The organism is Pantoea sp. GbtcB22 (genome assembly GCF_019091025.1).
Classification (GTDB): Bacteria; Pseudomonadota; Gammaproteobacteria; order Enterobacterales; family Enterobacteriaceae; genus Pantoea; species Pantoea leporis.
Map to the genome: position 1 here is coordinate 934,261 of NZ_JAGXKB010000001.1, position 25,375 is coordinate 959,635.

Annotated in this window: 26 protein-coding genes; 5 read left to right on the forward strand and 21 right to left on the reverse strand. The window is 54.8% G+C overall.

Translation table 11 applies throughout. The features are described 5' to 3' along the window. The 5 genes from nagZ to hinT are packed head-to-tail and all read right to left on the reverse strand — an operon-like array spanning nt 1 to nt 3,202. Nucleotides 1-1,044, reverse strand: coding sequence for a beta-N-acetylhexosaminidase (nagZ, locus tag KVT28_RS04370; protein ID WP_217546960.1), 1,044 nt, complete (start codon nt 1,042-1,044; stop codon nt 1-3). Between the two features lie 15 nt (nt 1,045-1,059). Further along, complete coding sequence (thiK, locus tag KVT28_RS04375; protein WP_217547549.1) at nt 1,060-1,875, reverse strand: thiamine kinase; 816 nt, start codon at nt 1,873-1,875, stop codon at nt 1,060-1,062. Then, nucleotides 1,862-2,458: a penicillin-binding protein activator LpoB gene (gene lpoB / locus KVT28_RS04380; protein WP_217546962.1), complete on the reverse strand. Its 597-nt coding sequence runs from the start codon at nt 2,456-2,458 to the stop codon at nt 1,862-1,864. The genes thiK and lpoB overlap by 14 nt, the downstream gene beginning before the upstream one ends. Before the next feature lie 10 nt (nt 2,459-2,468). Then, on the reverse strand, nt 2,469-2,834 hold the full coding sequence (locus KVT28_RS04385; RefSeq protein ID WP_101760824.1) for a YcfL family protein: 366 nt from the start codon (nt 2,832-2,834) through the stop codon (nt 2,469-2,471). Nucleotides 2,835-2,851: 17 nt separating this feature from the next. Further along, entirely contained in the window at nt 2,852-3,202 is a 351-nt protein-coding gene (gene hinT / locus KVT28_RS04390; RefSeq protein WP_192234274.1) for a purine nucleoside phosphoramidase, read from the reverse strand. A gap of 355 nt (nt 3,203-3,557) precedes the next feature. On the opposite strand from hinT, the gene KVT28_RS04395 reads away from it, so the two are divergent. Together KVT28_RS04395 and KVT28_RS04400 are read left to right on the forward strand one after the other, a co-directional pair. Then, nucleotides 3,558-5,162 (forward strand): MFS transporter, encoded by a 1,605-nt coding sequence (locus KVT28_RS04395; RefSeq protein ID WP_210080516.1) that lies wholly within the window; start codon nt 3,558-3,560, stop codon nt 5,160-5,162. Further along, nucleotides 5,159-6,298: a glycoside hydrolase family 105 protein gene (locus KVT28_RS04400; protein WP_101760827.1), complete on the forward strand. Its 1,140-nt coding sequence runs from the start codon at nt 5,159-5,161 to the stop codon at nt 6,296-6,298. The genes KVT28_RS04395 and KVT28_RS04400 overlap by 4 nt, the downstream gene beginning before the upstream one ends. Nucleotides 6,299-6,479: 181 nt before the next feature. On the opposite strand, the gene ptsG is transcribed toward KVT28_RS04400, so the two are convergent. The 14 genes from ptsG to yceD form a co-directional block, all read right to left on the reverse strand. Then, nucleotides 6,480-7,913, reverse strand: coding sequence for a PTS glucose transporter subunit IIBC (gene ptsG / locus KVT28_RS04405; RefSeq protein ID WP_217546964.1), 1,434 nt, complete (start codon nt 7,911-7,913; stop codon nt 6,480-6,482). Nucleotides 7,914-8,198: 285 nt separating this feature from the next. Further along, a complete protein-coding gene (locus KVT28_RS04410) occupies nt 8,199-8,990 on the reverse strand; it encodes a metal-dependent hydrolase (protein ID WP_154181483.1) in 792 nt (263 codons plus the stop codon). A 15-nt stretch (nt 8,991-9,005) separates the two neighbouring features. Continuing rightward, nucleotides 9,006-9,995 carry a DNA polymerase III subunit delta' gene (gene holB / locus KVT28_RS04415; protein WP_217546968.1) on the reverse strand — a complete coding sequence of 330 codons (990 nt, stop codon included), beginning with the start codon at nt 9,993-9,995 and terminating at the stop codon, nt 9,006-9,008. Further along, nucleotides 9,992-10,627 (reverse strand): dTMP kinase, encoded by a 636-nt coding sequence (gene tmk / locus KVT28_RS04420; RefSeq protein WP_110865930.1) that lies wholly within the window; start codon nt 10,625-10,627, stop codon nt 9,992-9,994. Before tmk ends, holB begins: the two co-directional genes overlap by 4 nt. Then, nucleotides 10,617-11,636 carry an endolytic transglycosylase MltG gene (gene mltG / locus KVT28_RS04425; RefSeq protein ID WP_210080519.1) on the reverse strand — a complete coding sequence of 340 codons (1,020 nt, stop codon included), beginning with the start codon at nt 11,634-11,636 and terminating at the stop codon, nt 10,617-10,619. The genes tmk and mltG overlap by 11 nt, the downstream gene beginning before the upstream one ends. Next, nucleotides 11,633-12,445 carry an aminodeoxychorismate lyase gene (gene pabC, locus KVT28_RS04430; protein ID WP_217546971.1) on the reverse strand — a complete coding sequence of 271 codons (813 nt, stop codon included), beginning with the start codon at nt 12,443-12,445 and terminating at the stop codon, nt 11,633-11,635. Before pabC ends, mltG begins: the two co-directional genes overlap by 4 nt. 76 nt (nt 12,446-12,521) lie before the next feature. After that, nucleotides 12,522-13,763, reverse strand: coding sequence for a beta-ketoacyl-ACP synthase II (gene fabF, locus KVT28_RS04435; RefSeq protein ID WP_101760834.1), 1,242 nt, complete (start codon nt 13,761-13,763; stop codon nt 12,522-12,524). 86 nt (nt 13,764-13,849) lie between these two features. Beyond that, nucleotides 13,850-14,086, reverse strand: a complete 237-nt coding sequence (acpP, locus tag KVT28_RS04440) for an acyl carrier protein (RefSeq protein ID WP_101760835.1) — start codon at nt 14,084-14,086, stop codon at nt 13,850-13,852. A 153-nt stretch (nt 14,087-14,239) separates the two neighbouring features. After that, nucleotides 14,240-14,974 carry a 3-oxoacyl-ACP reductase FabG gene (gene fabG, locus KVT28_RS04445; protein WP_007885776.1) on the reverse strand — a complete coding sequence of 245 codons (735 nt, stop codon included), beginning with the start codon at nt 14,972-14,974 and terminating at the stop codon, nt 14,240-14,242. A 10-nt stretch (nt 14,975-14,984) separates the two neighbouring features. Further along, the gene (gene fabD, locus KVT28_RS04450; protein ID WP_217546973.1) at nt 14,985-15,917 is read right to left on the reverse strand and encodes an ACP S-malonyltransferase; all 933 of its coding nucleotides are present in this window, start codon (nt 15,915-15,917) and stop codon (nt 14,985-14,987) included. Nucleotides 15,918-15,933: 16 nt separating this feature from the next. Further along, nucleotides 15,934-16,887, reverse strand: coding sequence for a beta-ketoacyl-ACP synthase III (locus tag KVT28_RS04455; RefSeq protein ID WP_217546976.1), 954 nt, complete (start codon nt 16,885-16,887; stop codon nt 15,934-15,936). Next, on the reverse strand, nt 16,888-17,928 hold the full coding sequence (gene plsX / locus KVT28_RS04460; protein ID WP_008103068.1) for a phosphate acyltransferase PlsX: 1,041 nt from the start codon (nt 17,926-17,928) through the stop codon (nt 16,888-16,890). It abuts the gene before it with no gap. Between the two features lie 26 nt (nt 17,929-17,954). Continuing rightward, nucleotides 17,955-18,125: a 50S ribosomal protein L32 gene (gene rpmF, locus KVT28_RS04465; protein ID WP_007885783.1), complete on the reverse strand. Its 171-nt coding sequence runs from the start codon at nt 18,123-18,125 to the stop codon at nt 17,955-17,957. Nucleotides 18,126-18,139: 14 nt separating this feature from the next. Then, nucleotides 18,140-18,661, reverse strand: coding sequence for a 23S rRNA accumulation protein YceD (gene yceD / locus KVT28_RS04470; protein ID WP_217546978.1), 522 nt, complete (start codon nt 18,659-18,661; stop codon nt 18,140-18,142). A gap of 140 nt (nt 18,662-18,801) precedes the next feature. Between yceD and KVT28_RS04475 the strand changes: the two genes are divergently transcribed. Further along, on the forward strand, nt 18,802-19,386 hold the full coding sequence (locus KVT28_RS04475; RefSeq protein ID WP_101760839.1) for a nucleoside triphosphate pyrophosphatase: 585 nt from the start codon (nt 18,802-18,804) through the stop codon (nt 19,384-19,386). An 11-nt stretch (nt 19,387-19,397) separates the two neighbouring features. Here KVT28_RS04475 and rluC read toward each other — a convergent pair whose 3' ends face one another. After that, entirely contained in the window at nt 19,398-20,354 is a 957-nt protein-coding gene (gene rluC, locus KVT28_RS04480; protein ID WP_101760840.1) for a 23S rRNA pseudouridine(955/2504/2580) synthase RluC, read from the reverse strand. A 301-nt stretch (nt 20,355-20,655) separates the two neighbouring features. Here rluC and KVT28_RS04485 point away from each other — a divergent pair, with 301 nt between their 5' ends. Together KVT28_RS04485 and rne are read left to right on the forward strand one after the other, a co-directional pair. Further along, on the forward strand, nt 20,656-20,862 hold the full coding sequence (locus KVT28_RS04485) for a hypothetical protein (RefSeq protein WP_101760841.1): 207 nt from the start codon (nt 20,656-20,658) through the stop codon (nt 20,860-20,862). A 64-nt stretch (nt 20,863-20,926) separates the two neighbouring features. After that, entirely contained in the window at nt 20,927-24,190 is a 3,264-nt protein-coding gene (gene rne / locus KVT28_RS04490; RefSeq protein ID WP_101760842.1) for a ribonuclease E, read from the forward strand. 212 nt (nt 24,191-24,402) lie between these two features. Here rne and flgL read toward each other — a convergent pair whose 3' ends face one another. Continuing rightward, nucleotides 24,403-25,365: a flagellar hook-associated protein FlgL gene (gene flgL / locus KVT28_RS04495; protein ID WP_101760843.1), complete on the reverse strand. Its 963-nt coding sequence runs from the start codon at nt 25,363-25,365 to the stop codon at nt 24,403-24,405. Nucleotides 25,366-25,375 lie beyond the last annotated feature (10 nt).

A 25,375-nucleotide genomic window follows, 5' to 3' on the forward strand; every position in this document is an offset into this window, starting at 1 on the left:
TTATCTGCCCGAGGCTTTGTGCGCCAGCCAGCGCTCTTGCAACGCGCTTAACTGACGCTGATTTTGCCGCCAGCGCTCGCTTGCCAGCAGGCTTTGACGGGTAAAACGCCCTTGATGGTATAACTGCGTCACGCGCTCTGCCCCGATCGGCGTCAAGTTATCCAGCACGCTCACCGCGCCCGCGCGTTGATTGCACACCAGGATCATATCGCAACCGGCATTCAGCGACTGCTGCGCGCGTTCGGCGTAGCTGCCCATCACCGCGGCACCTTCCATCGACAGGTCGTCGGAGAAAATTACGCCGTTAAAGCTGAGCTCCTCGCGCAATACGGTTTGCAGCCAATACGGCGAACCGCTGGCAGGCAACGGATTCACCTCAGTATAGATAACGTGCGCCGGCATCACCGCATCAAGCAGCTGCTCGTCGATCAACTGCTTAAAGATCGCCATGTCATGCTGACGCAACGTGGCGGTATCGCGGTTGTCGCGCGGCGTCTCTTTATGCGAATCGGCACTGACCGCACCGTGACCGGGGAAGTGTTTGCCGGTAGTTTTCATGCCGGCTTCATGCATGCCGTTGATAAAACGGCGCGCGACCTGCAGGGCGATGGCCGGATCTTCATGGAATGAACGATCGCCGATCGCCGCGCTGATGTGACCAATATCGAGCACCGGCGCGAAACTGATGTCGATGTCCATGGCGATCATCTCCGACGCCATCTGCCAGCCCGCCTGCTGCGCCAGTTCACCGGCACTATTGAGATCGTGCAGCGCGGCGAACGATTGCATCGCCGGCAGCTGCGTGAAGCCGTCGCGGAAACGCTGCACGCGACCGCCTTCCTGATCCACCGCTACCACCAGACGATTGCGTGAAGCGGCGCGAATCTGGCGCACCAGCTCTGCCAACTGCTCGACATCGTGGAAGTTGCGGGCAAACAGAATCAGTCCGCCCACCAGCGGATGCTGCAGAATTTCGCGTTCTTCGGCGTCCAGCTCATAGCTTTCGACGTCGAGCATCAGCGGTCCGGGTGTGTTCATGGTCATGATTAAAATCCTGAGTTAAAGGTCGTGCCAGCTAGCCTGCGCCAGCTGCAGTAAGGTGTCATCCTGGCTCTGCTCGGCACGCAGCTGATACCAGCTGGCCATCAACAGCTGCAGCCACGGTTGCCAGCGCTGCATCTGGCACGCCAGTGCTGGCTTATCCAGTTGCGCGCGCGCGGCGTAATCGGCAATCCACGCAGAACGCGTATCGCCATCAACCGCACACACCGCCGCCAGCTCCAGCGCCACGTCACCGTCGGCGGCATATTCCCAGTCGATTAGGCGTAAACCTTCCGGCGTGGCAATCAGGTTGCCGGCGTGGACATCCATATGCAGCGGCGCCAGGCGCAGCGGCTGCGGTTCGCCCTGTTGTAATAAGCGTTGCAGACGACGCTGCCAGCGCCAGTGACGCTGCCGGCAAAGCTGCCAATAGCGCTGTAGCAGCGGCGCTAAGCGTAAACGGTAGCCGGTGAGCGGCTGTTGATGCAGACGCTGCAGCAGCGCCACAATCGCCTGCCGCTGCGCGTTAAACTGCGCGGAAGTGAGCACCTCGCCCGGCATCCAGCTTTGCAGCAGCCAGGGATGGCGCCACGCCAGCGGCTGCGGCCCCAGCTGTGCATGCCGCAGTTGCTGCAGAATGCGGTATTCGCGCTGGCGATCGACAAACGGGATCGGCTGCGGCGGCGCACGTCTCGCCAGCAATTCGCCCTGCGGCATCTGCACGCGCACGCTTTGCCCGCTCAGTCCCGGCAGCGCGAAAAAATGACCGGCAGCTTGCGCCGTCGGCCATTGTTGCTGAAGCAGGTTTTGCAGCTGGGGATCAGGGTTGAGCAACACCGTTTCCTGACCAGATGATTTCACCGGTTTGTACCAGCATCAGCTGCATTTGCAGCGTCGGTGATTTCACATCGCCCTGCGCATTGCTGTAGAGCACATACTGCGCGTTAACGTTGCGCGCCAGGCCAATCGCTTTACTGCGCGAGTTGAGGCTGTCATCCGGCGACAAGCCCAGCGTTTGCTTGGCCTGCGCCAGCTGTTCTGGGGTGATCAGCGTGAACTTGCCGTTGTTGGCCAGCGCATTCTGAATCGCGTCGGTGGCTTTGTCGGTTTGCAGCGCGCCATTAGTACTGTTCTTGATGCGATCCACCAGCAGCACGCTGCCCGGATTCACGCCTGAAGATTGCACCATCTTGCCGACCAACGGCTGGACGCTGGCATCCCAGTTAATGGTTTTCAGCTTTGGTGGCTGCGGCACGGTTTGCGGCGGCGGCACTGGCTGCGGCGTGGGTTCAACCGGCTGAGAGGGCGTAGTCGGCTGCGTGGGTTCTACCGGTGCCGGCGTCTGTTGTTGCACCACACAACCGGTGAGCATTAGCGCAAATAACAACGCGCCCGAACGTTTTACACTGCGAATCACAGCTTACTCCTCAAAGATAAAGATAGAGACGCACCTTACTGGCGGTCGGATTGCCCATTTGTGAGGCCACTTCTACGCTGCCGTGCGCCGGAACGATTTGGCTTTGCGCCGGCTCTTCCGGCGTGATTTCCAATCCTTTGTCGTCGTACCAATAGAAACGATAGTGCACTTTCACTGGCGTTTCACGCTGGTTGTACAACACGCTCATGGCACGCTGCTGACCATCTTGTTCGGTCAACTTCGGATCATCGGTAATAATGCCCGCGGATAACACCGCCGATTCCATCACCAGCGACTGCGAGGTATTAATCATCGGCTTATCGCTGCTGCAACCTGCAAGGGTCAGCAACAGCAAGCCACTCAGCCATTGACGCATCACGTTGTCCGCCTGAGTTAGCTGGCCAGCATCGGGCCCAGCGGCTGACCGCCAACCAAATGCATATGGATGTGATAAACCTCCTGACCGCCATGGCTGTTGCAGTTGATGATTAGACGATAGCCATCTTTAGCAATGCCTTCATCACGGGCAATTTTGGCGGCCACGGTGATCATCCGGCCCAGCGCCTGCTCGTGTGCGGGCTGCGCATCATTGGCGGTGGGAATCAATACGTTGGGGATGATCAAGATATGGGTAGGCGCTTTCGGCGCGATATCACGGAAGGCGGTGACCAGTTCGTCCTGATAAACCACGTCGGCGGGGATCTCGCGACGGATGATTTTACTGAAAATGGTTTCTTCAGCCATGGTGCATTTCCTTAAGCCTGAGTTCAGTCAGGCAGTATGCGTGAGGAATTCCATTTCTTTCAACCTCAGGACCACAATTCCTGCATTAAATGGCTGCCTTTAAGCCGATTTAACCCTTCGCCACGCATGTGCTGCAGCTCGCATTCCTGAGATCTCCTTAACCACAAAAATGAAACGCTGTTTTATAAATTAGAGATATCACGCCTTTTTCTTTGTGATTTTGCCACTCACCTGCAGGTCATTGCGAAATCACGAAGGTTTGCCAGCTTAAGCCGCTCTACTTTCAATCCAATCCGCGCAAATTGTACGGAGTGATGAGGGATGTGTTTACCGACTAATTCAAGGAGAACCTGCCATGCGCTCTCGTAAGATTGGCCTGGGCCATTATCTGGCCTATGGGTCCGGGGATTTCCTCGGTGCAGGCACCACGGCGTTAACCGCCGCCTGGCTGCTCTACTTTTACACCACCTTTTGTGGGCTCTCGCCGATTCAGGCGACCTTCATTTTCGCCGCCGCCCGCGTACTGGATGCGGTGGTGAGCCCGCTGATGGGTTTCCTGACCGATAACTTCGGTTCGACCTGGCTCGGCAAGCGCTTTGGCCGCCGCAAATTTTTTATCCTGCTCGGTATTCCGTGCGTGTTCAGCTACAGCCTGATGTGGGTTGGCGACATGAGTTTTTGGTGGTATCTGCTGACTTATCTGCTGTTCGATATGGTCTACACCATGATTCTGGTGCCTTACGAAACGCTGGTGCCGGAGATGACCGACGATTTCAAACAGAAAACCCGCTTCTCTGGCGCGCGTATTGGCCTGGCGCAGCTGTCGGCCATTCTGGCAGCGTTCCTGCCAGGCATACTGATTGGCTGGTTTGGCAAAGAGAATCCGATCTCCTTCTTCTACGCCAGCCTGGTGTTCTCCGTGATTTGTGCGCTGGTGTTAACGTTGGTGTGGCTGTTTACCTGGGAACGCGATCCCGACGATTTCTCTGCCGAATCGCGCCGCGCCGAGCAGGAAAAATCACAGCTGACCTTGCTACAGAGCCTGAAGCGCCTCTACACCGAGCTGGCCTCAACGCTGCGCATTCGTATTTTCCGTCAGCATCTGGGCATGTATCTCGGCGGCTATATCGCGCAGGACGTGTTTAACGCGGTGTTCACCTGGTATGTGGTGTTTGTGCTGATGCAAAGCGCGCAGATCGCCTCCAACCTGATGGGCACCATGGCGGTGATGCAGTTTATTGCGGTGATGGCGATGATTCCGCTGTGTATCCGCCTTGGGCCTGCGCCCGCATACCGTATGGTGGTGGTGCTGTTTGGGCTTAGCGCCCTCTCCTACGCCGGATTGTGGTACACCGGCATGAACGACAACTTCGCTCTGCTGGTACTGATTTCCGGTCTTGCCGGTCTTGGTCGCGGCGGCATCAACTATGTGCCGTGGAATACTTACACCTATATCGCTGACGTCGATGAAGTGATTACCGGCCAACGTCGCGAAGGCATTTTTGCCGGCATCATGACGCTGACGCGCAAAGCCTCGCAAGCAGGTGCGGTGATGTTCGTCGGTATCGTGTTGCAGCTGGCGGGCTTCTCTTCCGGCCAGGCCACGCAGGTGCCGGCTGTCGGCCATACCATTCTGGCGATCCTCAGCGTGGGCACGCTCTGTGTGCTGGCCTGCGGCTTCATTATTTCACTGCGCTTTAAACTCAATCTGCAAACCCACACCGTGCTGCGCGAAGAGACGTTGAAAATGCGCGAAGCCGGACGCGTGGTGCCAGAGCGTATTTCGCCACAGGCGCGTGAAGTGGTCGAAATGCTGGCGGGCATGCCGTATGAAAATCTGTGGGGCAATAACAACGTCGGGTATCTCAACCGTCATAAGCCTGCCGCACCGCCGCTGCCGACGCAGCCACGATCTTTACCTTCTCTCTCTACCCTGATTAACGATAGGAATGAACCATGACTGTATTTCCTGTAAAGCACAGCGCGTTACTGCGCCAGCCTGAATATCTGTTGCCACGTACTGAGCTGGTGCAGTTGATTCAGCGGCTAACCCATAATCTGGTGAATATTACCGATCACAGCGGCGAGTTTTTGCTGCGCCTCGATGATGGCCGCGTGATCGATACCAAAGGCTGGGCCGGTTGGGAGTGGACGCACGGCATCGGCCTGTACGGCATGCTGCACTATTATCAGCAAACCGGCGATCAAGCGACGCTGAAGATTATCGATGACTGGTTCAGCACGCGGCTGGCGGAAGGTACGCCAACCAAGAACGTGAATACCGTCTGCCCGTTCCTGACGCTGGCGTATCGCTATGAAGAGACGCGAAATGCCGCGTGGCGACCGGTACTGGAGCGCTGGGCTGAATGGGTGATGTATGAGATGCCGCGCACCGAGCAAGGCGGCTTGCAGCACATCGTCTACAACAATGAAAACACCCAGCAGCTGTGGGATGACACCTTAATGATGAGCGTGATGGCGCTGGCGAAGATTGGCCAGCTGCTGGATCGTCCTGAGTTTGTCGAAGAAGCCAGTTATCAGTTCCTGATTCATACCCAATACTTAATGGATCGCCAAACCGGTTTGTGGTTCCACGGCTGGACGTTTGAGGGACGGCACAATTTTGCCAATGCACGTTGGGCGCGCGGCAACAGCTGGTTGACTATAGTCATTCCTGATTTCCTCGAGATGATGAACTGGCCGGAACAGCATGCCACGCGGCGTTTCCTGCAACAGGTGCTGGAGAGTCAGGTGAAAGCGCTTAGCGCCTGTCAGCACAGCAGCGGTTTGTGGCACACCTTGCTCGACGATCCCAACAGTTACCCGGAAGCCTCCGCCACCGCCGGTTTCGCCTATGGCATTCTTAAAGCGGTGCGTAAACATTATCTTTCGCCCGAGTATTTGCCGCTGGCGGAGAAAGCGTTGCGCGGCGTGATCGGCAATATTGATGAAGATGGGGAATTGAAGCAGGTGTCGTTCGGAACAGCGATGGGCAGCGATCTGGCGTACTACCGCCAGATACCGCTCACCTCGATGCCGTATGGTCAGGCCATGGCGCTGCTGTGTTTGACGGAGTATTTGCGGGTTTATCTGTAAATAAAAAAATGCCCTCATTTGAGGGCATTTTTACGCACAGTAAGTAATGTGCGTTGAAGCGGCGGCAGAGGAGTAAAGCGTCCCAAGCCATGGATGGCTTGGGCCGAGCCCCAGGGAAGGTTTATGGCGTCTTTACGATCTGACGCCGCTTCATCGCACCAGCTCTGCCCGCCTTTTTCCGTTACATGCTGCGGATATACTCATCCATTTCGGTTTTCAGGTTATCGGACTTGGTGCCGAAAATCGCCTGAACGCCTGAACCTGCTACCACCACACCACGTGCGCCGAGGCTTTTCAGTTCAGCCTGATCAACCTTGCCGACATCCGCCACGCTGACACGCAGACGCGTGATACAGGCATCAAGGTTAGTGATGTTCTCTTTACCACCAAACGCGGTAACCAGTTTACCCGCCATTTCGCTGCCGGTTGCGCTGCTCTGCTCCATCGCGGTCTCCTCACGGCCAGGGGTTTTCAGATTCAGTTTCACAATCAGGAAACGGAATACGGTGTAGTAAATCAGGCCGTAGATGATACCCACAATCGGGAACAACCAGATTTTGCTGCTGTTACCGCTCAACACGATAAAGTCGATCAAACCGTGTGAGAAGCTGGTGCCATCACGCATCCCCAGCAGAATACAGATTGGGAAGGCCAGACCTGCCAGAATCGCGTGGATCACATACAGAATCGGCGCCACGAACATGAAGGCAAACTCGATTGGCTCGGTGATACCGGTCAGGAACGAGGTCAGCGCGGCGGAGATCATAATACCGCCCACTTTGGCCCGGTTTTCTGGTTTAGCCGTATGCCAAATCGCAATCGCTGCCGCTGGCAAACCGTACATTTTGAACAGGAAGCCGCCAGACAATTTACCTGCGGTTGGGTCGCCCGCCATGTAACGTGGGATATCTCCGTGGAACACCTGACCTGCGGCATTGGTAAACTCACCAATTTGCATCTGGAAAGGGACGTTCCAGATATGGTGCAGACCAAACGGCACCAGTGAACGTTCAATCAGACCGTACAGTCCAAAGGCGACGACTGGGTTTTGATAGGCTGCCCACTTTGAGAATTCCTGAATCGCCGTACCGATTGGCGGCCAAATGAATGACAGCACCACACCGGTGAAAATCGCCGCCAGACCGGAGATGATCGGCACAAAGCGCTTGCCGGCAAAGAAGCCGAGATACTCAGGCAGTTTGATGCGATAGAAGCGGTTAAACATATACGCCGCGATGGAACCGGCGATGATTCCGCCGAGCACACCGGTATCCGCAAGATGCTTAGCCTCAATTTCTCCGGCAGGCATATGCAGCACCAGCGGTGCAACCACCGCCATGGTTTTCACCATGATGCCGTAGGCAACCACGGCCGCCAGCGCGGAAACGCCGTCGTTATTGGTAAAGCCAAGCGCCACACCGATCGCAAAGATCAGCGGCATATTGGCAAATACCGAACCACCCGCTTCGGCCATGACGTGGGAAACCACTTCCGGCAGCCAGCTGAAGTTTGCAGAACCAACACCTAACAAAATACCGGCAATCGGCAGAACCGATACCGGCAACATCAGCGATTTACCTACTTTCTGCAGGTTCGCAAATGCGTTCTTGAACATAGAAACTCCTGAGTATGAGTGCAATTTTTTGCGCAGTGCGCATGGCTTAGGGGGAGGATCCTTCGCCGGGGTGACGCTGAGCGTCTTTTGATTTATTACGAAGAGTAAAATAAATCGCTAATTGTTAAATTGACGGCCATCACATTTCGCTAAGGACGCCCCTTTCCTTTCAGTCATTTCTTACTGACTTGCGCTATTAAACAGCAATAAAACACTGCCTGCGTCCCGTAAGACGCAGTGCAGGAGAGTGATTGGTGATTAATTACAGCGTTTGAAATAAAGCGTTTAGCCGCCGAGGCGACTCATCGGGATGTGGAACAGGCGGGAGAAATTTTCGGTGGTGGCAGCGGCCAGCGTTTCGATATCAACGCCTTTTAACACCGCCATGTAATCCGCCACATCACGCGTAAACGCTGGCTGATTCTCTTTACCACGGTGCGGTACCGGCGCCAGATACGGCGAATCGGTTTCCACCAGCATACGATCAAGCGGCACGTAGCGCGCCGCATCGCGGATCTGTTCGGCGTTGCGGAAGGTCAGAATGCCGGAGAAAGAGATGTAAAAACCGAGATCGAGCAATTTGGCGGCGGTCTCTTTATCTTCGGTAAAACAGTGCAGCACGCCGCCGCACTTCTCTACCTGCTCTTCGCGCAGAATCGCCAGCGTGTCTTCACGCGCATCACGCGTGTGCACGATGATCGGTTTATTTAACGCAATGCCGGTACGAATGTGCTCACGAAACGAAGCTTGTTGCTGCGCTTTGGTTTCCTGCTGATAGAAATAGTCCAGCCCGGTTTCACCCAGCGCGACCACGCGATCCTCTGCGGCCAGACGGCGGAACTCTTCGACGTCGTACGGCGCTTCCTGATTAAGCGGATGGACGCCACAAGCTAGCGCGACGTTTTCACGATCGCCCACCAGCTGTTTGATTTTGTAGTAATCCGGCAAGGTGGTGGCAATCGCCAGCATAAACTTCACATCGCGCGCTGCCGCTTTGGCGATGACATCATCCAGATCGCGATGGTGCTTTTCATAATCGAGGCCATCGAGATGGCAGTGGGAATCGACAATAAACATAGAGTTCTCTTTTGCTTAGCCGACCGTTGCCGGAGTCAGTAAACGTCCCCAGGCGAGTAAACGATCGGTCAACATTAATTCACGGTTGAGTGCGGCGACATGCAACAGCTGTTCGCGACACTGCATCCATTGCTGCGCGCTGCTGTTAAGCGCACTGCTGTTCATTCTTTGCGCCAAATGTGTGACCACATCCGGACGATCGCCGTTGCTCAGCCACTGACTTGCGCCCTGCTGCACTTTCATCGCATCCACCAGCAGTGAAATCAGCCAGCTGAGACGTACGGCCACATCTTCACTGTTTAGCGCGGGTAACAGCTGTAGCACATCGCCGTTGAGCGCTTTAATCAGCGTTTCACACAACGTTTCACGCGCCTGCCAGCGCTCGGGCTGCAACAGCGTCAAGGCGGCGGCAGGTGCGCCATTACTCAAACGCAAGGCAGCGCGCAGCTTCTCTTCCGGCTGCGGTTGCTGTTTCTGCAGCCATTGCAGGCTATGCGCCTCTTCCGGCGGCGACAGATGCCACGTCATGCAGCGACTGCGCAACGTAGGCAGCAGGCGTGAAGGTTCGCGCACGCTGAGGAAAAACCAGCAATTGGCCGGTGGCTCTTCCAGCGTTTTCAATAATGCGTTAGCGGCGGCTTCCGTCAGCTGCGCGGCATCGGGCAACCAAACGATTTTTGCGCCGCCCTGCTGGGCAAAGTGATACAGCTTTTCAGTGACGTCGCGCACCGCATCAATACCGAGCGAAGATTTCCCCTTTTCGGCTTCCAGGCGATACCAATCGGGATGCGTGTGCGCCTGCATTAACTGGCAGCCGTGGCAATGGCCGCAACTTTTCAATCCTTCCGGCTGTAAACACATCAACCAACGGCTCACGCCCCAGATCAGCGCATCGTCACCCATGCCTGCAATGGCTTGTACCAACAGCGCGTGATGCGCCTGGCCGCTTTGATGGCGGGCGATGATTTGTCGATAAGGCTGATTCAACCACGGATACCAATTCATGCGGATTGGCCTGCCAGCCAGCTACGCAAAGTGCGTTGAAGTGACGATGTCACGTTTGCAATGTTTTGCCCCGCATCAATGGTGAGTATCGATGGATCCTGAGCAGCTAAGGCCAGATAGCGTTCACGCGTGCGCTCGAAGAAGCGCAATGATTCCTGCTCAATGCGATCCAGCTCACCGCGTGCGCGGGCGCGCTGCAATCCAATTTCTGGCGTGACGTCGAGATAGAGTGTGAGATCGGGACGGAAATCGCCCAGCACCGCATCACGCAGCGTGGTCATCAGTTGCGCATCCAGTCCGCGTCCGCCGCCCTGATAGGCTTGGGAAGAGAGATCGTGACGATCGCCCACCACCCAGGCACCGCGTGCCAGCGCCGGTTTAATGACGTTCTCTACCAGCTGCACGCGTGCCGCGTACAGCATCAGCAGCTCGGCTTTATCGGTCACCTGCTCGCCATCTATGCCCTGCTTGACCAATATACGCAATTGTTCCGCCAGCGGCGTACCGCCGGGCTCGCGCGTGAAGACGACATCATTAATGCCGTGCTCATGCAGCACGGCAACCAGCGCATCGCGTGCGGTGGTTTTGCCTGCACCTTCCAGACCTTCAATGACGATAAACTTACTTTTCATTTTTTTCCTTCATTGCCAGCCGGTAAACCTGCACCGCTTTGTTGTGGCTGGCCAGATTGGTGGTAAAGGTGTGTCCACCTTTGCCATCCGCGACAAAATAGAGGTAATTGGTTTTTTCCGGATGCGCAGCCGCTTCCAGTGAAGCACGGCCCGGCATCGCGATCGGCCCCGGCGGTAAACCGCTAATGGTGTAAGTGTTATAGTCGGTCGGCGTTTCCAGATTTTTACGCGTTAGCGTGCCGGTGTAGCTGTCGCCCATGCCGTAAATCACCGTGGGATCGGTCTGCAGCTTCATTCCGGTCCGCAGTCGATTGATGAACACCGACGCCACGCGCGCGCGCTCTTCGCTCACGCCGGTCTCTTTCTCAATGATCGACGCCATGGTGACCATGTCCTGCGCTTTCTTATAAGGCAGATTTTCCATACGTCCCTGCCAAATCTCATCAACCAACTTGTTCATGCGCGCGTGGGCACGCTCCAGCAGCGCCACATCGCTGGTATTGGCGGTATAGAGATAGGTATCCGGATAGAAACCGCCTTCCAGCTGGCTAACATCAAGCTTAAGCGCGGCGGCAACGGTGGCAAATTGATCGTCGCTCAGCGTGTGTTTCAGGTATGGCGCTTTGCGTAGCTCGGCTAACCACTCGGTAAGACGCGAACCTTCAATAAAACGCACCGGGAACTGCGCTTCTTTACCGCTGGCTAACAGTTGCAGTAGCTGGCGCACCGTCATGCCGGTTTCAAGGCGATAGGTACCGGCTTTAAAACGTGCCAGTTCCGGTTCCAGTTTCAGCAGCGGCCCAAACCAGATACTTTGCGGAATGATCTTCTGACTTTCCAGTTGCGCTTCCAGTACCACGCGACCGCTGCCAGCGGGCAAGGTGTAAATGGTTTCTTGCTGCAGTGTTAAGGGCGTATCAGCTAAACGTTCAATCTGCCAATAGCCAAAGGCGGCGGTGAGTCCTGCGACAATTACAACGCCTGCGAGAATTTTTTTCATTCGAGTCATGATGCTTCCATCGTCGGGCAACTGGCGCGCAGTTGCTGGTACAGCGAGCGTGCGGTAAATGAAACGTCGTCAATTTGTCGCACGGGTAAAACGGGCATCAGGGCGTTACATATCACCACTTCATCGGCGTTCAATACGTCGTCCCTGCTGCCATCAATCAGCTGACAAGTCTGGCCATTCGCGGCCATCTGTGCCATCAGATAACGACGCATAATGCCATCCACGCCAGCCTGCTCAAGCTGCGGCGTAAAAACATTGTTGCCCTTACGCCAAAATAAATTGGCCGCACAGCATTCCACCACCGTCCCGCCAGTGTCAAGCACCAGCGCCTCGTCACCGCCCGTCTGGTCAAGATGCTGGCGAATCAGCACTTGCTCAAGGCGATTTAGGTGTTTTACGCCGGCCAGCAACGGATTGCGCGCCAGACGTATTGGGCTGGTGTGGAGCACAGCGCCCTGCTGTTGCAACGTGGCGTAATGCTGCGGCCACGGCGAGAGCGAAAGAATGCGCGTAGGTGAGTGGCAGCCTGCGCGGCTGTAACCGCGTCCGCCTGCGCCCGGCGTCACGATCACCTTCAGCACCGCCTGTGTGTGTCCCGCAGCGGCATTATGCATTTCTGTAGCGAGCTGAACTAAATCCGGCGCATCCATCATTAGCCTTGCACAGCCCTCTTTGAGCCGCTGCAGATGCGCATCCAGCATCACAACATGGCCGTTAATCACCGCGGCGGTGGTAAAGCAGCCATCACCAAATTGCACTGCGCGATCGCGTGCTGAAAGCTCGGTTTGCGGTATGCCGTTTATCCACATGCTGGCCGCCTTGATTAGCCCGGTAGAAAATATAAAAAAGGCCCGCATTGCGGGCCTCTGTATGGCTGAGGAGCGATTAAACCTTGCGGAAGATCAGCGAGCCGTTAGTGCCGCCAAATCCAAAGGAGTTACACAAGGTGTACTCCAGTCCGCTGACCTGGCGCGCCGTATGCGGCACGAAATCCAGATCGCAACCTTCGTCAGGATTGTCGAGGTTGATGGTCGGTGGAATCGCCTGGTCGCGCAGCGCCAGAATCGAATAAATCGCTTCTACTGCACCCGCCGCACCCAACAGGTGGCCAGTCATCGACTTGGTAGAGCTGACCATCACACTGTGAGCTGCCGCACCAAACACCGATTTCACCGCCTGCGCTTCCGCTTTGTCACCGGCTGGCGTCGAGGTGCCATGCGCGTTGACATAACCGATCTGCTCAGCGTTCAGCTGCGCGTCACGTAGCGCGTTAACCATCGCCGCGGCTGCACCTGAACCGTCTTCCGGAGGTGACGTCATGTGGTAAGCATCGCTGCTCATGCCGAAACCAATGATCTCAGCATAAATCTTCGCACCACGTTTCTTAGCGTGTTCGTACTCTTCCAGTACGACAATGCCAGCACCGTCACCCAACACGAAACCGTCACGATCTTTATCCCACGGACGGCTTGCCGCCTGAGGATTGTCATTACGCGTGGAGAGCGCACGAGCAGCACCAAAACCACCGACACCAAGTGGCGTACTGGCTTTCTCCGCACCACCGGCCAACATCACATCAGCATCGTTATACGCAATGATACGCGCTGCATGACCAATGTTGTGCACACCAGACGTACAGGCAGTTGCGATAGAGATGCTTGGACCTTTCAGGCCGTACATGATGGTGAGATGACCAGCAACCATGTTGACGATGGTTGAAGGCACGAAGAATGGGCTGATTTTGCGCGGTCCACCGTTGACCAGCGAGCTGTGGTTATCTTCGATTAAACCCAGTCCGCCAATACCAGAACCGATTGCCGCACCAATGCGACCAGCATTCTCATCGGTTACGACCAGACCGGAGTCTGCCATAGCCTGAATACCAGCAACGATGCCGTATTGGATGAAGTCATCCATCTTGCGCTGATCTTTGCGCGAGATGAAATCATCGCAATTAAAATCTCTTACTAAGCCCGCAAAACGCGTTGCGTAGGCACTAGTATCAAAATGGTCGATCAGGCTAATGCCGCTCTGACCGGCAAGGAGAGCACTCCAGGTAGACTCTACGGTATTGCCGACAGGAGACAACATGCCAAGACCAGTCACAACTACACGACGCTTAGACACGCACGTCCTCCAGGGAGGGAAAAAATAACGCTATGTGGGGCAAACATAAAACTCAGGCGGTCGAGGTGACCGCCTGAAGATATTCATTAACCTTGATGGCTAGTGATGTAGTCGATCGCTGCCTGAACGGTAGTGATTTTCTCAGCTTCTTCGTCTGGAATTTCAGTATCAAACTCTTCTTCCAGAGCCATTACCAGCTCAACGGTGTCAAGAGAATCTGCACCAAGGTCTTCAACGAAAGAAGCAGTGTTAATCACTTCGTCTTCTTTAACACCCAGCTGCTCAGCTACGATTTTCTTAACGCGTTGTTCGATATCGCTCATACTATTTAATTTCCTATCAAAACTCGCTTTCGCGATGGTTTTCGTAGTGTATAAAATGTTGAAAAAGATGCAACAAAATCCCGGCTGGTCGAACCACGATTTTGCGTTATTCTGCGGTGTTTACCGTAGATAAAGCAAATGTTTTCGTGATTATCAGACCATGTACATGCCGCCATTGACATGAAGCGTTTCACCCGTGATATAGGCTGCTTCGTCAGAGGCTAAGAATGCAACAGCATTGGCAATCTCCTGCGGGTCACCTAAACGACCTGCGGGAACTTCTGCCAAAATACCCGAACGTTGATCTTCGTTCAGTGCACGCGTCATGTCCGTCTCGATAAAGCCCGGAGCCACGACGTTTACAGTAATGCCACGTGACGCAATTTCTCGCGCCAGTGATTTGCTAAAGCCAATCAAACCTGCTTTTGCAGCCGCATAGTTTGCCTGACCCGCGTTACCCATGGTCCCAACTACAGAACCGATGGTAATGATACGGCCCACGCGTTTTTTCATCATGGCACGCATAACCGCCTTAGAAAGACGGAAGACAGATGTCAGGTTGGTATCAAGGATATCCGCCCACTCATCGTCTTTCATGCGCATCAACAGATTGTCACGCGTAATGCCTGCATTATTGACTAAAATGTCCACTTCGCCAAATTCGGCGCGAACTTGTTCGAGGACGCTCTCAATTGAGGCGGCATCAGTAACGTTCAGCAGTAGGCCTTTGCCCTTGTCGCCGAGGTAAGCACTGATTGCTTCCGCACCGCTTGCACTGGTGGCGGTTCCCACCACTTTGGCACCGCGCGCAGCCAGCGTTTCCGCAATGGCGCGACCAATTCCACGGCTTGCACCGGTAACCAGCGCTACTTTACCTTCAAAGCTCATGTTTTTCCTCTTATTCCTGGGTAAGTGCAGCGCTCAGTGAAACAGAATCGTTCACCGCAGCGGCACTCAGGCTATCCACAATACGTTTGGTCAGACCGGTCAGAACTTTACCTGGACCGACTTCCAGCAGCTGCTCAACGCCCTGCGCAGCAATAAATTCGACCGATTCGGTCCAGCGCACGGGGCTATACAGCTGACGGACCAGCGCACTTCGAATCGCAGCACCTTCAGTTTCACACTTCACGTCGACGTTATTCACCACCGGCACCGAAGGCGCACTAAAGGTGATCGCTTCGAGCGCTACTGCCAGCTTATCGGCAGCAGGTTTCATCAACGCACAGTGCGATGGCACGCTGACTGGCAGCGGCAATGCACGTTTGGCACCGGCAGCTTTACAGGCTGTACCCGCACGTTCAACCGCTTCTTTGTTGCCCGCGATAACCACCTGGCCCGGCGAGTTGAAGTTAACCGGTGAAACCACCTGGCCTTGAGCGCTCTCTTCACAGGCTTTACGGATGGATGCATCATCCAGGCCGATAATCGCCTGCATAGCGCCAGTACCCTCCGGTACCGCTTCCTGCATCAGTTTGCCGCGCAGCTCAACCAATTTAATGGCGTCAGCGAAATTCAGCACATCGGCACAAACCAGCGCCGAGTATTCACCAAGGCTGTGACCGGCCATCATGCTTGGCTGCACCGCATTTTTGCTCTGCAATACGCGATAGATGGCAACAGAAGCCGCCAGCAGCGCAGGCTGTGTCTGCCAGGTTTTATTCAATTCTTCAGCTGGTCCCTGCTGGACCAGCTGCCATAAGTCATAACCCAGTGCGTCAGAAGCTTCACGGAAAGTGGCTTCAACCTGCGGGTTTTCAGCGGCCAGCTCGGCTAACATGCCGACGGTCTGCGATCCCTGTCCTGGGAAAACATAAGCAAATTGCGTCATCTTTCGTTCCTGTCAATCAAAAGCGAACCAGCGCAGAACCCCAGGTGAAACCGCCACCAAAGGCTTCCAGCAGAATCAGTTGTCCCGGCTTGATACGGCCATCGCGCACCGCTTCGTCAAGTGCACTTGGCACTGACGCGGCCGAGGTATTACCGTGACGATCCAGCGTGACCACAACTTTCTCCATGCCCATACCGAGCTTTTTGGCGGTTGCGCTAATAATGCGCAGATTCGCCTGATGCGGCACCAGCCAGTCGAGCATTTCACGATCAAGATTGTTGGCTTGCAGAGTTTCATCCACAATGTGCGCCAGTTCAGTCACGGCCACTTTGAAGACTTCATTCCCCGCCATCGTCAGATAAGCAGGCTCATCCTGATGGGCACGATCCTGATACGGCAGCGTCAGCAGTTTGCTGTAACGGCCGTCGGCGTGCAGATGGGTAGAAAGGATGCCTGGCTCTTCGCTTTGACTCAGCACCACCGCGCCCGCGCCATCACCAAACAGAATGATGGTGCCGCGATCGTTAGGATCGAGCGTATGTGCAAGCACGTCTGCACCGATCACCAGCGCATGTTTTACCGCACCATTTTTAATGTATTGATCGGCAACGCTCAGTGCATAGGTGAAGCCCGCACAAGCAGCGGCCAAATCGAAGGCAGCGCAATCGTTAATCTCCAGCATTTGCTGGATCATGCATGCTGAACTTGGGAAGGCATGGCTGGAAGAGGTGGTCGCCACAATGATCAGGCCAATGTCGCTCGCATTCACACCCGCCATTTCCAACGCGCGCTGTGCTGCGGTGAAGCCCATAGTAGCAACGGTTTCTTCCGGAGCGGCAATACGACGCTCACGGATGCCGGTACGGGTGACAATCCACTCGTCCGTCGTCTCGACCATTTTTTCCAGATCCGCATTGGAGCGAATCTGCTCAGGCAAATAGCTGCCCGTACCGATAATTTTGGTAAACATCTACGCTTTGTCACTCCTGGCTAATACAGTGTCAAGGCGCGCCGCAATCCTTTCAGGGACTTGCTTTCGCACCGTCTGCTCTGCCTGCTCTATCGCCACGGCAAATGCACGTTGATTCGCCGCACCGTGGCTTTTGATCACTGTCCCGCGCAATCCTAACAGACAAGCGCCATTGTACTGGTCGGGGTTGAGATGGCCGAAACGCTTCGCCAGACGCTTTTGAATCCAGCGTCCCAGCAATGTTAGCCACCAGGCCCGTTTTTTTCCTTCCTCTGACGATTTAATCAGAGAGAGGAACATTCTTACCACGCCTTCCATGGTCTTCAACGTGACATTACCAACGAAGCCATCACAAACCAGCACATCCGTCTTGCCGGTGAGGAGATCGTTCCCCTCAAGATATCCAATATAGTTGATTTGCGGTGACGCTCGCAGCACCGCAGATGCGGCGCGGATTGTTTCCAATCCTTTGGTCTCTTCCTGACCAATATTCAGCAGCGCAACACGCGGCTGGGCGATCTCCAACACTTCTTCGGCCATCACTGCGCCCATGATCGCAAACTGCACCAGCATGGCGCTGTCGGATTCAACGTTAGCGCCGAGATCCAGCACCACCGTTTTGCCATGCTGCTGATGCGGCAACACCGTCATCAACGCCGGACGCTCAATGCCATCCAGCGGTTTTAATAGCATTTTCGCCAGGCCCATCAGTGCGCCGGTATTTCCCGCACTGACACAGGCTTGTGCTTTCCCCTCTTTGACCAACTCTAACGCCACACGCATGGAGCTGCCGCGGCTGTTACGAATCGCCTGAGAAGGTTTGGCATCACTTGCAATAACCGATTCGGCAGGAATAACCTGCACACGCCTCTGTAACGAGGAATCCGCTTTGGCAAGAAATGACGAGATGATGTCGGGATCGCCGACCAGAAGAAGAACCAGCTCCGAATGAGAGGCCAGTGCCTGCAAGGCTGCAGGCACTGTCACGCAAGGACCGAAGTCCCCGCCCATGGCATCAACTGCCAGGGTCAAACGTGTCAAGGTATCGCCTTGTGTAATCGCGAGGATTACTTGGTGATAACCTTGCGACCGCGGTAGTAACCATCCGCAGTGATATGGTGACGCAGATGAGTTTCGCCAGAAACTTTATCTACTGACAGAGCAGCAGTGGTCAGCGCATCGTGTGAACGACGCATACCACGCTTAGAACGGGTTGGTTTATTCTGTTGTACGGCCATGGACCTTACTCCTATTACTTACGCTTTAAACTGGCTAATACGGCAAAGGGATTTGGTTTTTCTGCCTCTGGAGGCAATTGACCAAATACCATGTCCGCGTCGGACACTTCACAGTGTTCAGAATCATGCACCGGAACCACGGGCAGCGCGAGGATGAGCTCATCTTCGATCACTGCCAGCAAGTCGATCTCACCAAAATCATTGACATCAACTGGCTCGTAGGCTTCCGGTAGTGCCTCGGCCTGTTCATCAGAAGAGACAGGACTGAAGCAATAGCTTACGTGAACATGACGTGGAAACGACTGGTTGCAGCGTTGACATGACAGAGTCACCTGCACTTCGGCTGTTCCTTGCAGAACGGCGAGGCGCTGGTTATCAACCGCAAACGACATATTGCATTCAACTTCACTGTCCACACTCACGACCGTTTCGGCCAAGCGCGCCACCAATTCAGGTGCATAAACACCATGATAATCAAGGCGTTTTTGCGCGGCGCGGACCGGATCGAGCGTCAGGGGTAATTTTACCTTTTGCATAGGGCGCGCATATTAACTTTGTAACGTCATAGAGTCAAAGAAAAAGGCCGGTTTACGGCATCTTTCACCCGTTAGTCGCATCCAGTGCGGCGCATAGTTTAAAATGACTGTCATCTTTACGCTATCTATTCTGAAAAAAAATGACGACACCTTTGGTTTTAGCTTCTACCTCCCCTTTTCGTCAGGCGCTGCTAAGCAAACTGGGCCTGCCTTTTATTACCGCCGCTCCCGATTGCGACGAATCCCCGCTGCCGCATGAATCAGCCTCCGAGCTGGTGCAGCGGCTGGCATTAGCCAAAGCGCAGGCGCTGGCTGCACGTTACCCGGACCGCTGGATTATCGGTTCCGATCAGGTTTGTGTATTGAATGGCGAGATAACCGGTAAACCGCATACCGTGGAGAAGGCCTGCCAGCAACTCGCGGCCGCCAGCGGCAACGCCATCACCTTTTATACTGGCTTGGCGCTTCTGCAACCGCAGAGCGACACACAATCGGTTATTTGCGAACCCTTTACCGTGCATTTCCGCGAGTTGAGTGCCGAAGAGATTCGCGGCTACGTCGAAAAGGAACAACCGCTACAATGCGCCGGCAGCTTCAAAAGCGAAGGATTGGGGATTTGTTTATTTGACAAGCTAGAGGGTCGCGATCCTAATACCTTGATTGGCTTACCGCTGATCGCGCTAAATGAGATGTTAAGAGCGGTGGGCATCAACGCATTGTGTTGATGCCCCTTCAATCAGTCTTTCTTCTGACGCAACTGTGCAAGACAGTGTTTCAGTGCGCCATCCAGTGGCGCTTCCATGCGCAGCACTTCTCCGGTATTGGGATGGGTAAAGGTCAACGCAGCCGCATGCAGGAAAAGACGCGACAAGCCCGTCGAACCCAGCTGTGCATCAAAGTCGCGGTCGCCGTAACGATCGTCAAAAGCGATCGGATGGCCACCGTGCAGCGTATGCACACGAATCTGATGGGTACGGCCCGTCACCGGGCTGGCTTTCACTAAGGTCGCGAAACCAAAACGCTCTTCTACTTTAAAGCGCGTCTCGGAAGGTTTGCCCTCCGCACTCACGCGCACCACGCGTTCGCCGCTCTGCAAAATGTTCTTTAACAGCGGAGCCTGCACCACTTTCAGATGCGACGGCCAGTCACCGCGCACCAGCGCCAGGTAATCCTTCTGCATGCCCTTTTCGCGCAGTTGCTCATGCAGCGAGCGCAAAGCAGAACGCTTCTTCGCCACCAGCAGAATGCCAGAAGTATCACGATCCAGACGATGGACTAATTCAAGGAAACGCGCTTCCGGACGCAGCGCACGCAGCCCTTCAATCACGCCAAAACTTAATCCGCTGCCACCGTGCACCGCAGTGCCCGACGGTTTATTCAGCACCATCAGGTAATCATCTTCATACAGAATGGCATTGGTGAGCGCCGCCACTTTATCCAGTTTCGGTGAAACCGTGTTCTCTTCGCGTTCGGCAACCCGCACCGGCGGAATACGCAGCTCGTCGCCATCCTCCAGCTTATATTCCGGTTTCACGCGCTTTTTATTTACCCGTACTTCGCCTTTACGCAAAATGCGGTAAATCATGCTTTTCGGCACGCCCTTGAGCTGGGTGCGCAAAAAGTTATCAATTCGTTGTCCGGCATTTTCAGCCGTGATGGCGACATACTGTACGCCGGGATTCTCAGTTTTCATGGCGGCGATTCTAATTAGTGTACCTGGATAGCGCCACCCCTTTTTCTGTGCTTAACTCTCTCTTTGTCGCGTATTGAAACGGTGAAAATGGCGACATTTTCAGCGATGCGATGATTAGCCCAGCAAATGAACAGGTTATGGATGAATAAACTTCTCAGCTTGGCAAAAGTCGCCTTGCTTAATGTGAGTTAGCAATGGAATAATGCAGGGGTTTCTGCCCTGGAAAGATTCAGGCAGGAAAAAGAGCGAAATAAGTCATTTTGCCGGATTTAACGGACACGCAGCAATGGCGTAAGACGTAATGTTAAATCAGGCACTTAGCGGGCTGCGGGTTGCGGCCTGGACGACAGACCAGGATGTGTGGATTTTTGAATACTCTGTAACATTTCCACCTTCAGGCGCTGGATTTCCTTATGAAAAACAGGCCACCGACAAGATTTGCGCCCCTTTAGCCGCCGACAACCGTGAGGTTGACGTCAGTGCATTAAGACACGGGGCCATCGGTTGATTCTCGTCCAGGGTAACGATGCCCGCAGCTAGATCACTCATGTGAGAATAACGAGTAAGTCACGATGAAAAGAATGTTAATTAACGCAACTCAGCAGGAGGAGTTGCGCGTTGCCCTGGTTGATGGACAACGTCTGTACGATCTGGATATTGAAAGTCCTGGACACGAACAGAAAAAAGCCAACATATACAAAGGTAAAATCACCCGCGTTGAACCCAGCCTTGAAGCTGCATTTGTCGATTATGGTGCAGAACGTCACGGTTTCCTCCCTCTGAAAGAAATTTCCCGCGAATACTTCCCCGCCAATTACAACGCACATGGTCGTCCGAATATCAAAGATGTGCTGCGTGAAGGTCAGGAAGTTATCGTTCAAATTGATAAAGAGGAACGCGGTAATAAAGGTGCAGCACTCACCACCTTTATTTCCCTGGCCGGTAGCTATCTGGTATTGATGCCGAACAACCCACGTGCCGGTGGTATTTCACGCCGCATTGAGGGCGACGACCGTACCGAATTAAAAGAAGCACTTTCCGCACTGGAACTTCCAGACGGCATGGGATTGATCGTCCGCACTGCGGGCGTGGGTAAATCTGCCGAATCACTGCAGTGGGATCTCAGCTTCCGTATGAAGCACTGGGAAGCCATTAAGAAAGCCGCAGATAGCCGCCCAGCGCCTTTCCTGATCCATCAGGAAAGCAACGTTATCGTGCGCGCCTTCCGCGACTATCTGCGTCAGGATATCGGTGAAATCCTTATCGATAATCCAAAAGTACTGGAACTGGCCCGTCAGCACATTGCTGCACTGGGTCGTCCGGACTTCAGCAGCAAAATCAAACTCTACACCGGTGAAATCCCGCTGTTCAGCCACTACCAAATCGAATCGCAGATTGAATCCGCCTTTCAGCGTGAAGTGCGTCTGCCATCAGGCGGATCGATTGTTATCGATAGCACCGAAGCCCTGACGGCGATTGATATCAACTCCGCACGCGCTACTCGCGGCGGTGATATCGAAGAAACCGCGTACAACACCAACCTGGAAGCGGCCGATGAGATTGCACGCCAATTGCGTCTGCGCGATCTCGGCGGCCTGATTGTTATCGACTTCATCGACATGACGCCAGTACGCCACCAGCGCGCGGTGGAAAACCGCCTGCGTGAAGCAGTACGTCAGGATCGTGCGCGTATTCAGATCAGCCACATTTCACGCTTCGGCTTGCTGGAGATGTCGCGTCAGCGTCTGAGCCCGTCACTGGGTGAATCCAGCCATCACGTCTGCCCACGCTGCAGCGGAACCGGCACCATCCGTGATAACGAATCGCTGTCGCTGTCTATTCTGCGTCTGATTGAAGAAGAAGCGCTGAAAGACAACACTAAAGAAGTGCATGCCATTGTGCCGGTTCAGGTCGCCTCTTACCTGCTGAACGAAAAGCGTGATGCCGTTAGCGCCATCGAAAAACGCCAGGGCGGTGTGCGTGCCATCATCGTGCCAAACGATCAGATGGAAACGCCACACTACTCGGTACTGCGTGTTCGTACTGGCGAAGAGACGCAAACGCTGAGCTATCACTTACCGAAACTGCACGAAGCGGAAATGGCGCTGCCTTCTGAAGAAGAGCACGCTGAGCGTCGTCGTCCGGAGCAGCCAGCACTGGCCGCTTTCGCGATGCCTGATGCGCCGCCTGCGCCGGTTGAAGTGGTGAAAGAAACTCAGCCAGCGGCAGAAGTGAAAACCAAACCAGCAGTTGCTGCGCCTGCAGTAACCAACACTGGTTTCGTGGCTCGCCTGCTGAGTGGCTTGAAGAAACTGTTTGCCGGTGATGCGCCTGCTGCGGCGCCTGCTGAAACTAAGCAGGAAGCCCCAGCCGTTGTTGCCGCTGAATCTGAAACCACCCAGCAGCGTGGCGAACGTCGTAACAATAACAACCGTCGCAACAATCGTCGTGAACGTACGCCGCGTAATGGCGAGAACGGTCAGGTGCGCGAAGGTCGTGAACCGCGCGAGCCGCGCGAAGCACGTGAGCCACGTGAAGCCCGCGAACCGCGTGATAATCAGGACAACCGTCGTAACAAGCGTCAGAACGAGCCGCGTGAAGCGCGTCCAGTGCTGAGCGATGAAGCGCTTGAGCAACGTGATGAGCAGCAGCAACAGCGCCGCGAACAGCGTGCCGATCGCCAGCGTCGTCGTCAGGAAGAAAAACGTGCTCAGCAGCAGGATCAGAAAGCCGCTGAACCGGTTGTTCAGGCGCCTGCGGTTGACGAAAACGTTGAGCACGAAGAAGAACGCGTTCAGGTCATGCCGCGTCGTAAGCAGCGTCAGCTGTCACAGCGCGTGCGTGTTGGCGAAACGCCTGACATCACTGTCGAAGCGCCGGTGGTTCATGATGCTGCCGTTGAAACTGCGCCGCGTGCTCAGTACAAAGAGCATCCTGAAGCCAGCAATGACGAGCAAGATGATAGCGATAACCGTGATAGCGCCAATATGCCGCGCCGTTCACGTCGTTCACCGCGTCATCTGCGCGTAAGCGGTCAGCGTCGTCGTCGCTATCGTGACGAGCGTTACCCAACGCAGTCTGCAATGCCGCTGGAATCTGCTGCTGCTTCACCAGAAATGGCGTCAGGCAAAGTGTGGATCTCTTACCCGGTTGCGCAAGCGCAGGAAGAGTACAGCACGCAAGATGCGATGCATGAAGTGTCGGATTACGGTTACCAGCAAACACCGGATGCCGAGACTCAACCCGCTGACGCTGTTGAACCGGCCGTTGAGCAGGTTGCCGCTGAAGAATCCGTACATCAGGTTGAACCGCAGGCGCACACCGATGTGCCCGTGGTGAATACGGATGACGTCACGCCGATTGCCGCGCCCGTTAACGAAGAGCCATCAGTGATCTCTGCTGCTGACGAACAGGTTGCACAGGAAACCGCGGCTGAAGCGGAACCGGCTGCCGTGGCTGAAGAAGCGAAGCCTGAAGTAAGCGAAGTGGCTGCAGTTGCTGAACAGGCGCCGGTGGATGTATCGCCAGCCGTTGAAGCTCAGGTTGAAGACGTGCTGGCTGCGCCAGTCGCGGCTGAAGCCGAAGTCACGCCAGTCACTGAACCTCATGCGCCGGTTGCAGCACGTGATACCGCAGTAACCACGGTTGAGACGCGCTTCAAGCATCACGCGACTGCACCGATGACTAAAGCACCAGCACCGGCGTGGGAACCAGAACCGGTTCGCAACAGCGACTGGGTCCGTCCAGCCTTTGGCTTTGAGGGCCGCGGCTCAGCCGGTGGTCACAGCGCGACGCATCAGGCAACCGCACCGGCAACCCGTCCGGAAAGCGCGTAACCTCTGGCAAGTCAGTCAACATCAAACCCCGGCCAGTCCGGGGTTTTTTATTGCCTGCAGGCGGCATCTATGGCGACCGATTTACGCTAACGGACAACCATGACGCCATTTATGGCGACCTGAATAACGGGCAAAAAAAATCCCACACCCCCAAAGGGAGGTGGGAGAAGCTAAGCGCACCCGGTTAAAGTACGCTCAAAGGTTTAGGCTAATTAAGAATTGAGTTGGAACAGCGACATCTGCGACATATCGGTAAAGGTCTTATACGAAGCTTGCAGTGCCGTCTGTTGCATGGTGTAGCTGGAAATAGCCGCGGTGTAATCGACATCAACCAGGTCGCTCATTTGCGAACTAAGAATCAAATCTCGATCATCGCCTTGACCATCCAGCGTATCCAACTCGGCCATTTGAGTTCCAATTGCAGAACGCACCGTAAGCACATTATTTAATGAGTTACTTAATCCACGGTTCGTTTTATTCATCGCGTCGGTAAAAGACTGTGTAGTAGCAGCATCAGCATTCTCTTGCGGTATTTTCAGCGCGGCAATCGCACCATCAAGCATTGCAAAAAGACTTTTTTCACTCGGCGTTCCATCCGGTTCAGGTTTAGCATTGCTGGTGATGGCCATAAACACCGAGCTTCCCGTATCGCTCACAGACATAGTGCGGCTTTCATCAACTTTCTGAGTAATAGCTTCCGTCCCACCGACATACGTAACGCCACCAGCAGTATCAGAGAACGGCGCAACATCGGTTTTGTAACCAGCAAAAATGTAACGCCCGGAGCCGTCTTTACTGTTAGCCTGGTTCAGGATCTCATCACGAATTCCCTGCAACTGAGTGGCATACGACGCACGATCATCATCGCTGAGTGTGCCGGTGGATGCGGCAACAATAATTTCCTGCGCTTTGGTAATACTTGACGTCACGCTGGACAGTGAATTCTCCTCCAGCGACAAACTTTGATTTGCGAAGCTACGCGCCGTCGCATATTGGCTGCTTTTAGCCTGCGATTGTGACAACACGATGGAACGCGATGCTGCAATCGGATCGTCAGACGGGTTGCTAACACGACGTCCAGTAGAAAGCTGTGTTCCAACTTTTAACCAAGAAGATTGCGCATCGCTAATGCCGCGCACCTGCTGGTCGAAGATCATACTCGTGCTAAGTCTCATGGTTATGATT

Bases quoted from the DNA above. Each gene is read 5' to 3' on its own strand.
- nagZ (WP_217546960.1), bottom strand. From the start codon at position 1,044: ATGACCATGAACACACCCGGACCGCTGATGCTCGACGTCGAAAGCTAT.
- KVT28_RS04385 (WP_101760824.1), bottom strand. From the start codon at position 2,834: ATGCGTCAATGGCTGAGTGGCTTGCTGTTGCTGACCCTTGCAGGTTGC.
- hinT (WP_192234274.1), bottom strand. From the start codon at position 3,202: ATGGCTGAAGAAACCATTTTCAGTAAAATCATCCGTCGCGAGATCCCC.
- KVT28_RS04395 (WP_210080516.1), top strand. From the start codon at position 3,558: ATGCGCTCTCGTAAGATTGGCCTGGGCCATTATCTGGCCTATGGGTCC.
- KVT28_RS04400 (WP_101760827.1), top strand. From the start codon at position 5,159: ATGACTGTATTTCCTGTAAAGCACAGCGCGTTACTGCGCCAGCCTGAA.
- ptsG (WP_217546964.1), bottom strand. From the start codon at position 7,913: ATGTTCAAGAACGCATTTGCGAACCTGCAGAAAGTAGGTAAATCGCTG.
- KVT28_RS04410 (WP_154181483.1), bottom strand. From the start codon at position 8,990: ATGTTTATTGTCGATTCCCACTGCCATCTCGATGGCCTCGATTATGAA.
- holB (WP_217546968.1), bottom strand. From the start codon at position 9,995: ATGAATTGGTATCCGTGGTTGAATCAGCCTTATCGACAAATCATCGCC.
- tmk (WP_110865930.1), bottom strand. From the start codon at position 10,627: ATGAAAAGTAAGTTTATCGTCATTGAAGGTCTGGAAGGTGCAGGCAAA.
- mltG (WP_210080519.1), bottom strand. From the start codon at position 11,636: ATGACTCGAATGAAAAAAATTCTCGCAGGCGTTGTAATTGTCGCAGGA.
- pabC (WP_217546971.1), bottom strand. From the start codon at position 12,445: ATGTGGATAAACGGCATACCGCAAACCGAGCTTTCAGCACGCGATCGC.
- acpP (WP_101760835.1), bottom strand. From the start codon at position 14,086: ATGAGCGATATCGAACAACGCGTTAAGAAAATCGTAGCTGAGCAGCTG.
- fabG (WP_007885776.1), bottom strand. From the start codon at position 14,974: ATGAGCTTTGAAGGTAAAGTAGCGCTGGTTACCGGTGCAAGCCGTGGA.
- fabD (WP_217546973.1), bottom strand. From the start codon at position 15,917: ATGACGCAATTTGCTTATGTTTTCCCAGGACAGGGATCGCAGACCGTC.
- KVT28_RS04455 (WP_217546976.1), bottom strand. From the start codon at position 16,887: ATGTTTACCAAAATTATCGGTACGGGCAGCTATTTGCCTGAGCAGATT.
- rpmF (WP_007885783.1), bottom strand. From the start codon at position 18,125: ATGGCCGTACAACAGAATAAACCAACCCGTTCTAAGCGTGGTATGCGT.
- yceD (WP_217546978.1), bottom strand. From the start codon at position 18,661: ATGCAAAAGGTAAAATTACCCCTGACGCTCGATCCGGTCCGCGCCGCG.
- KVT28_RS04475 (WP_101760839.1), top strand. From the start codon at position 18,802: ATGACGACACCTTTGGTTTTAGCTTCTACCTCCCCTTTTCGTCAGGCG.
- rluC (WP_101760840.1), bottom strand. From the start codon at position 20,354: ATGAAAACTGAGAATCCCGGCGTACAGTATGTCGCCATCACGGCTGAA.
- KVT28_RS04485 (WP_101760841.1), top strand. From the start codon at position 20,656: ATGTTAAATCAGGCACTTAGCGGGCTGCGGGTTGCGGCCTGGACGACA.
- rne (WP_101760842.1), top strand. From the start codon at position 20,927: ATGAAAAGAATGTTAATTAACGCAACTCAGCAGGAGGAGTTGCGCGTT.
- flgL (WP_101760843.1), bottom strand. From the start codon at position 25,365: ATGAGACTTAGCACGAGTATGATCTTCGACCAGCAGGTGCGCGGCATT.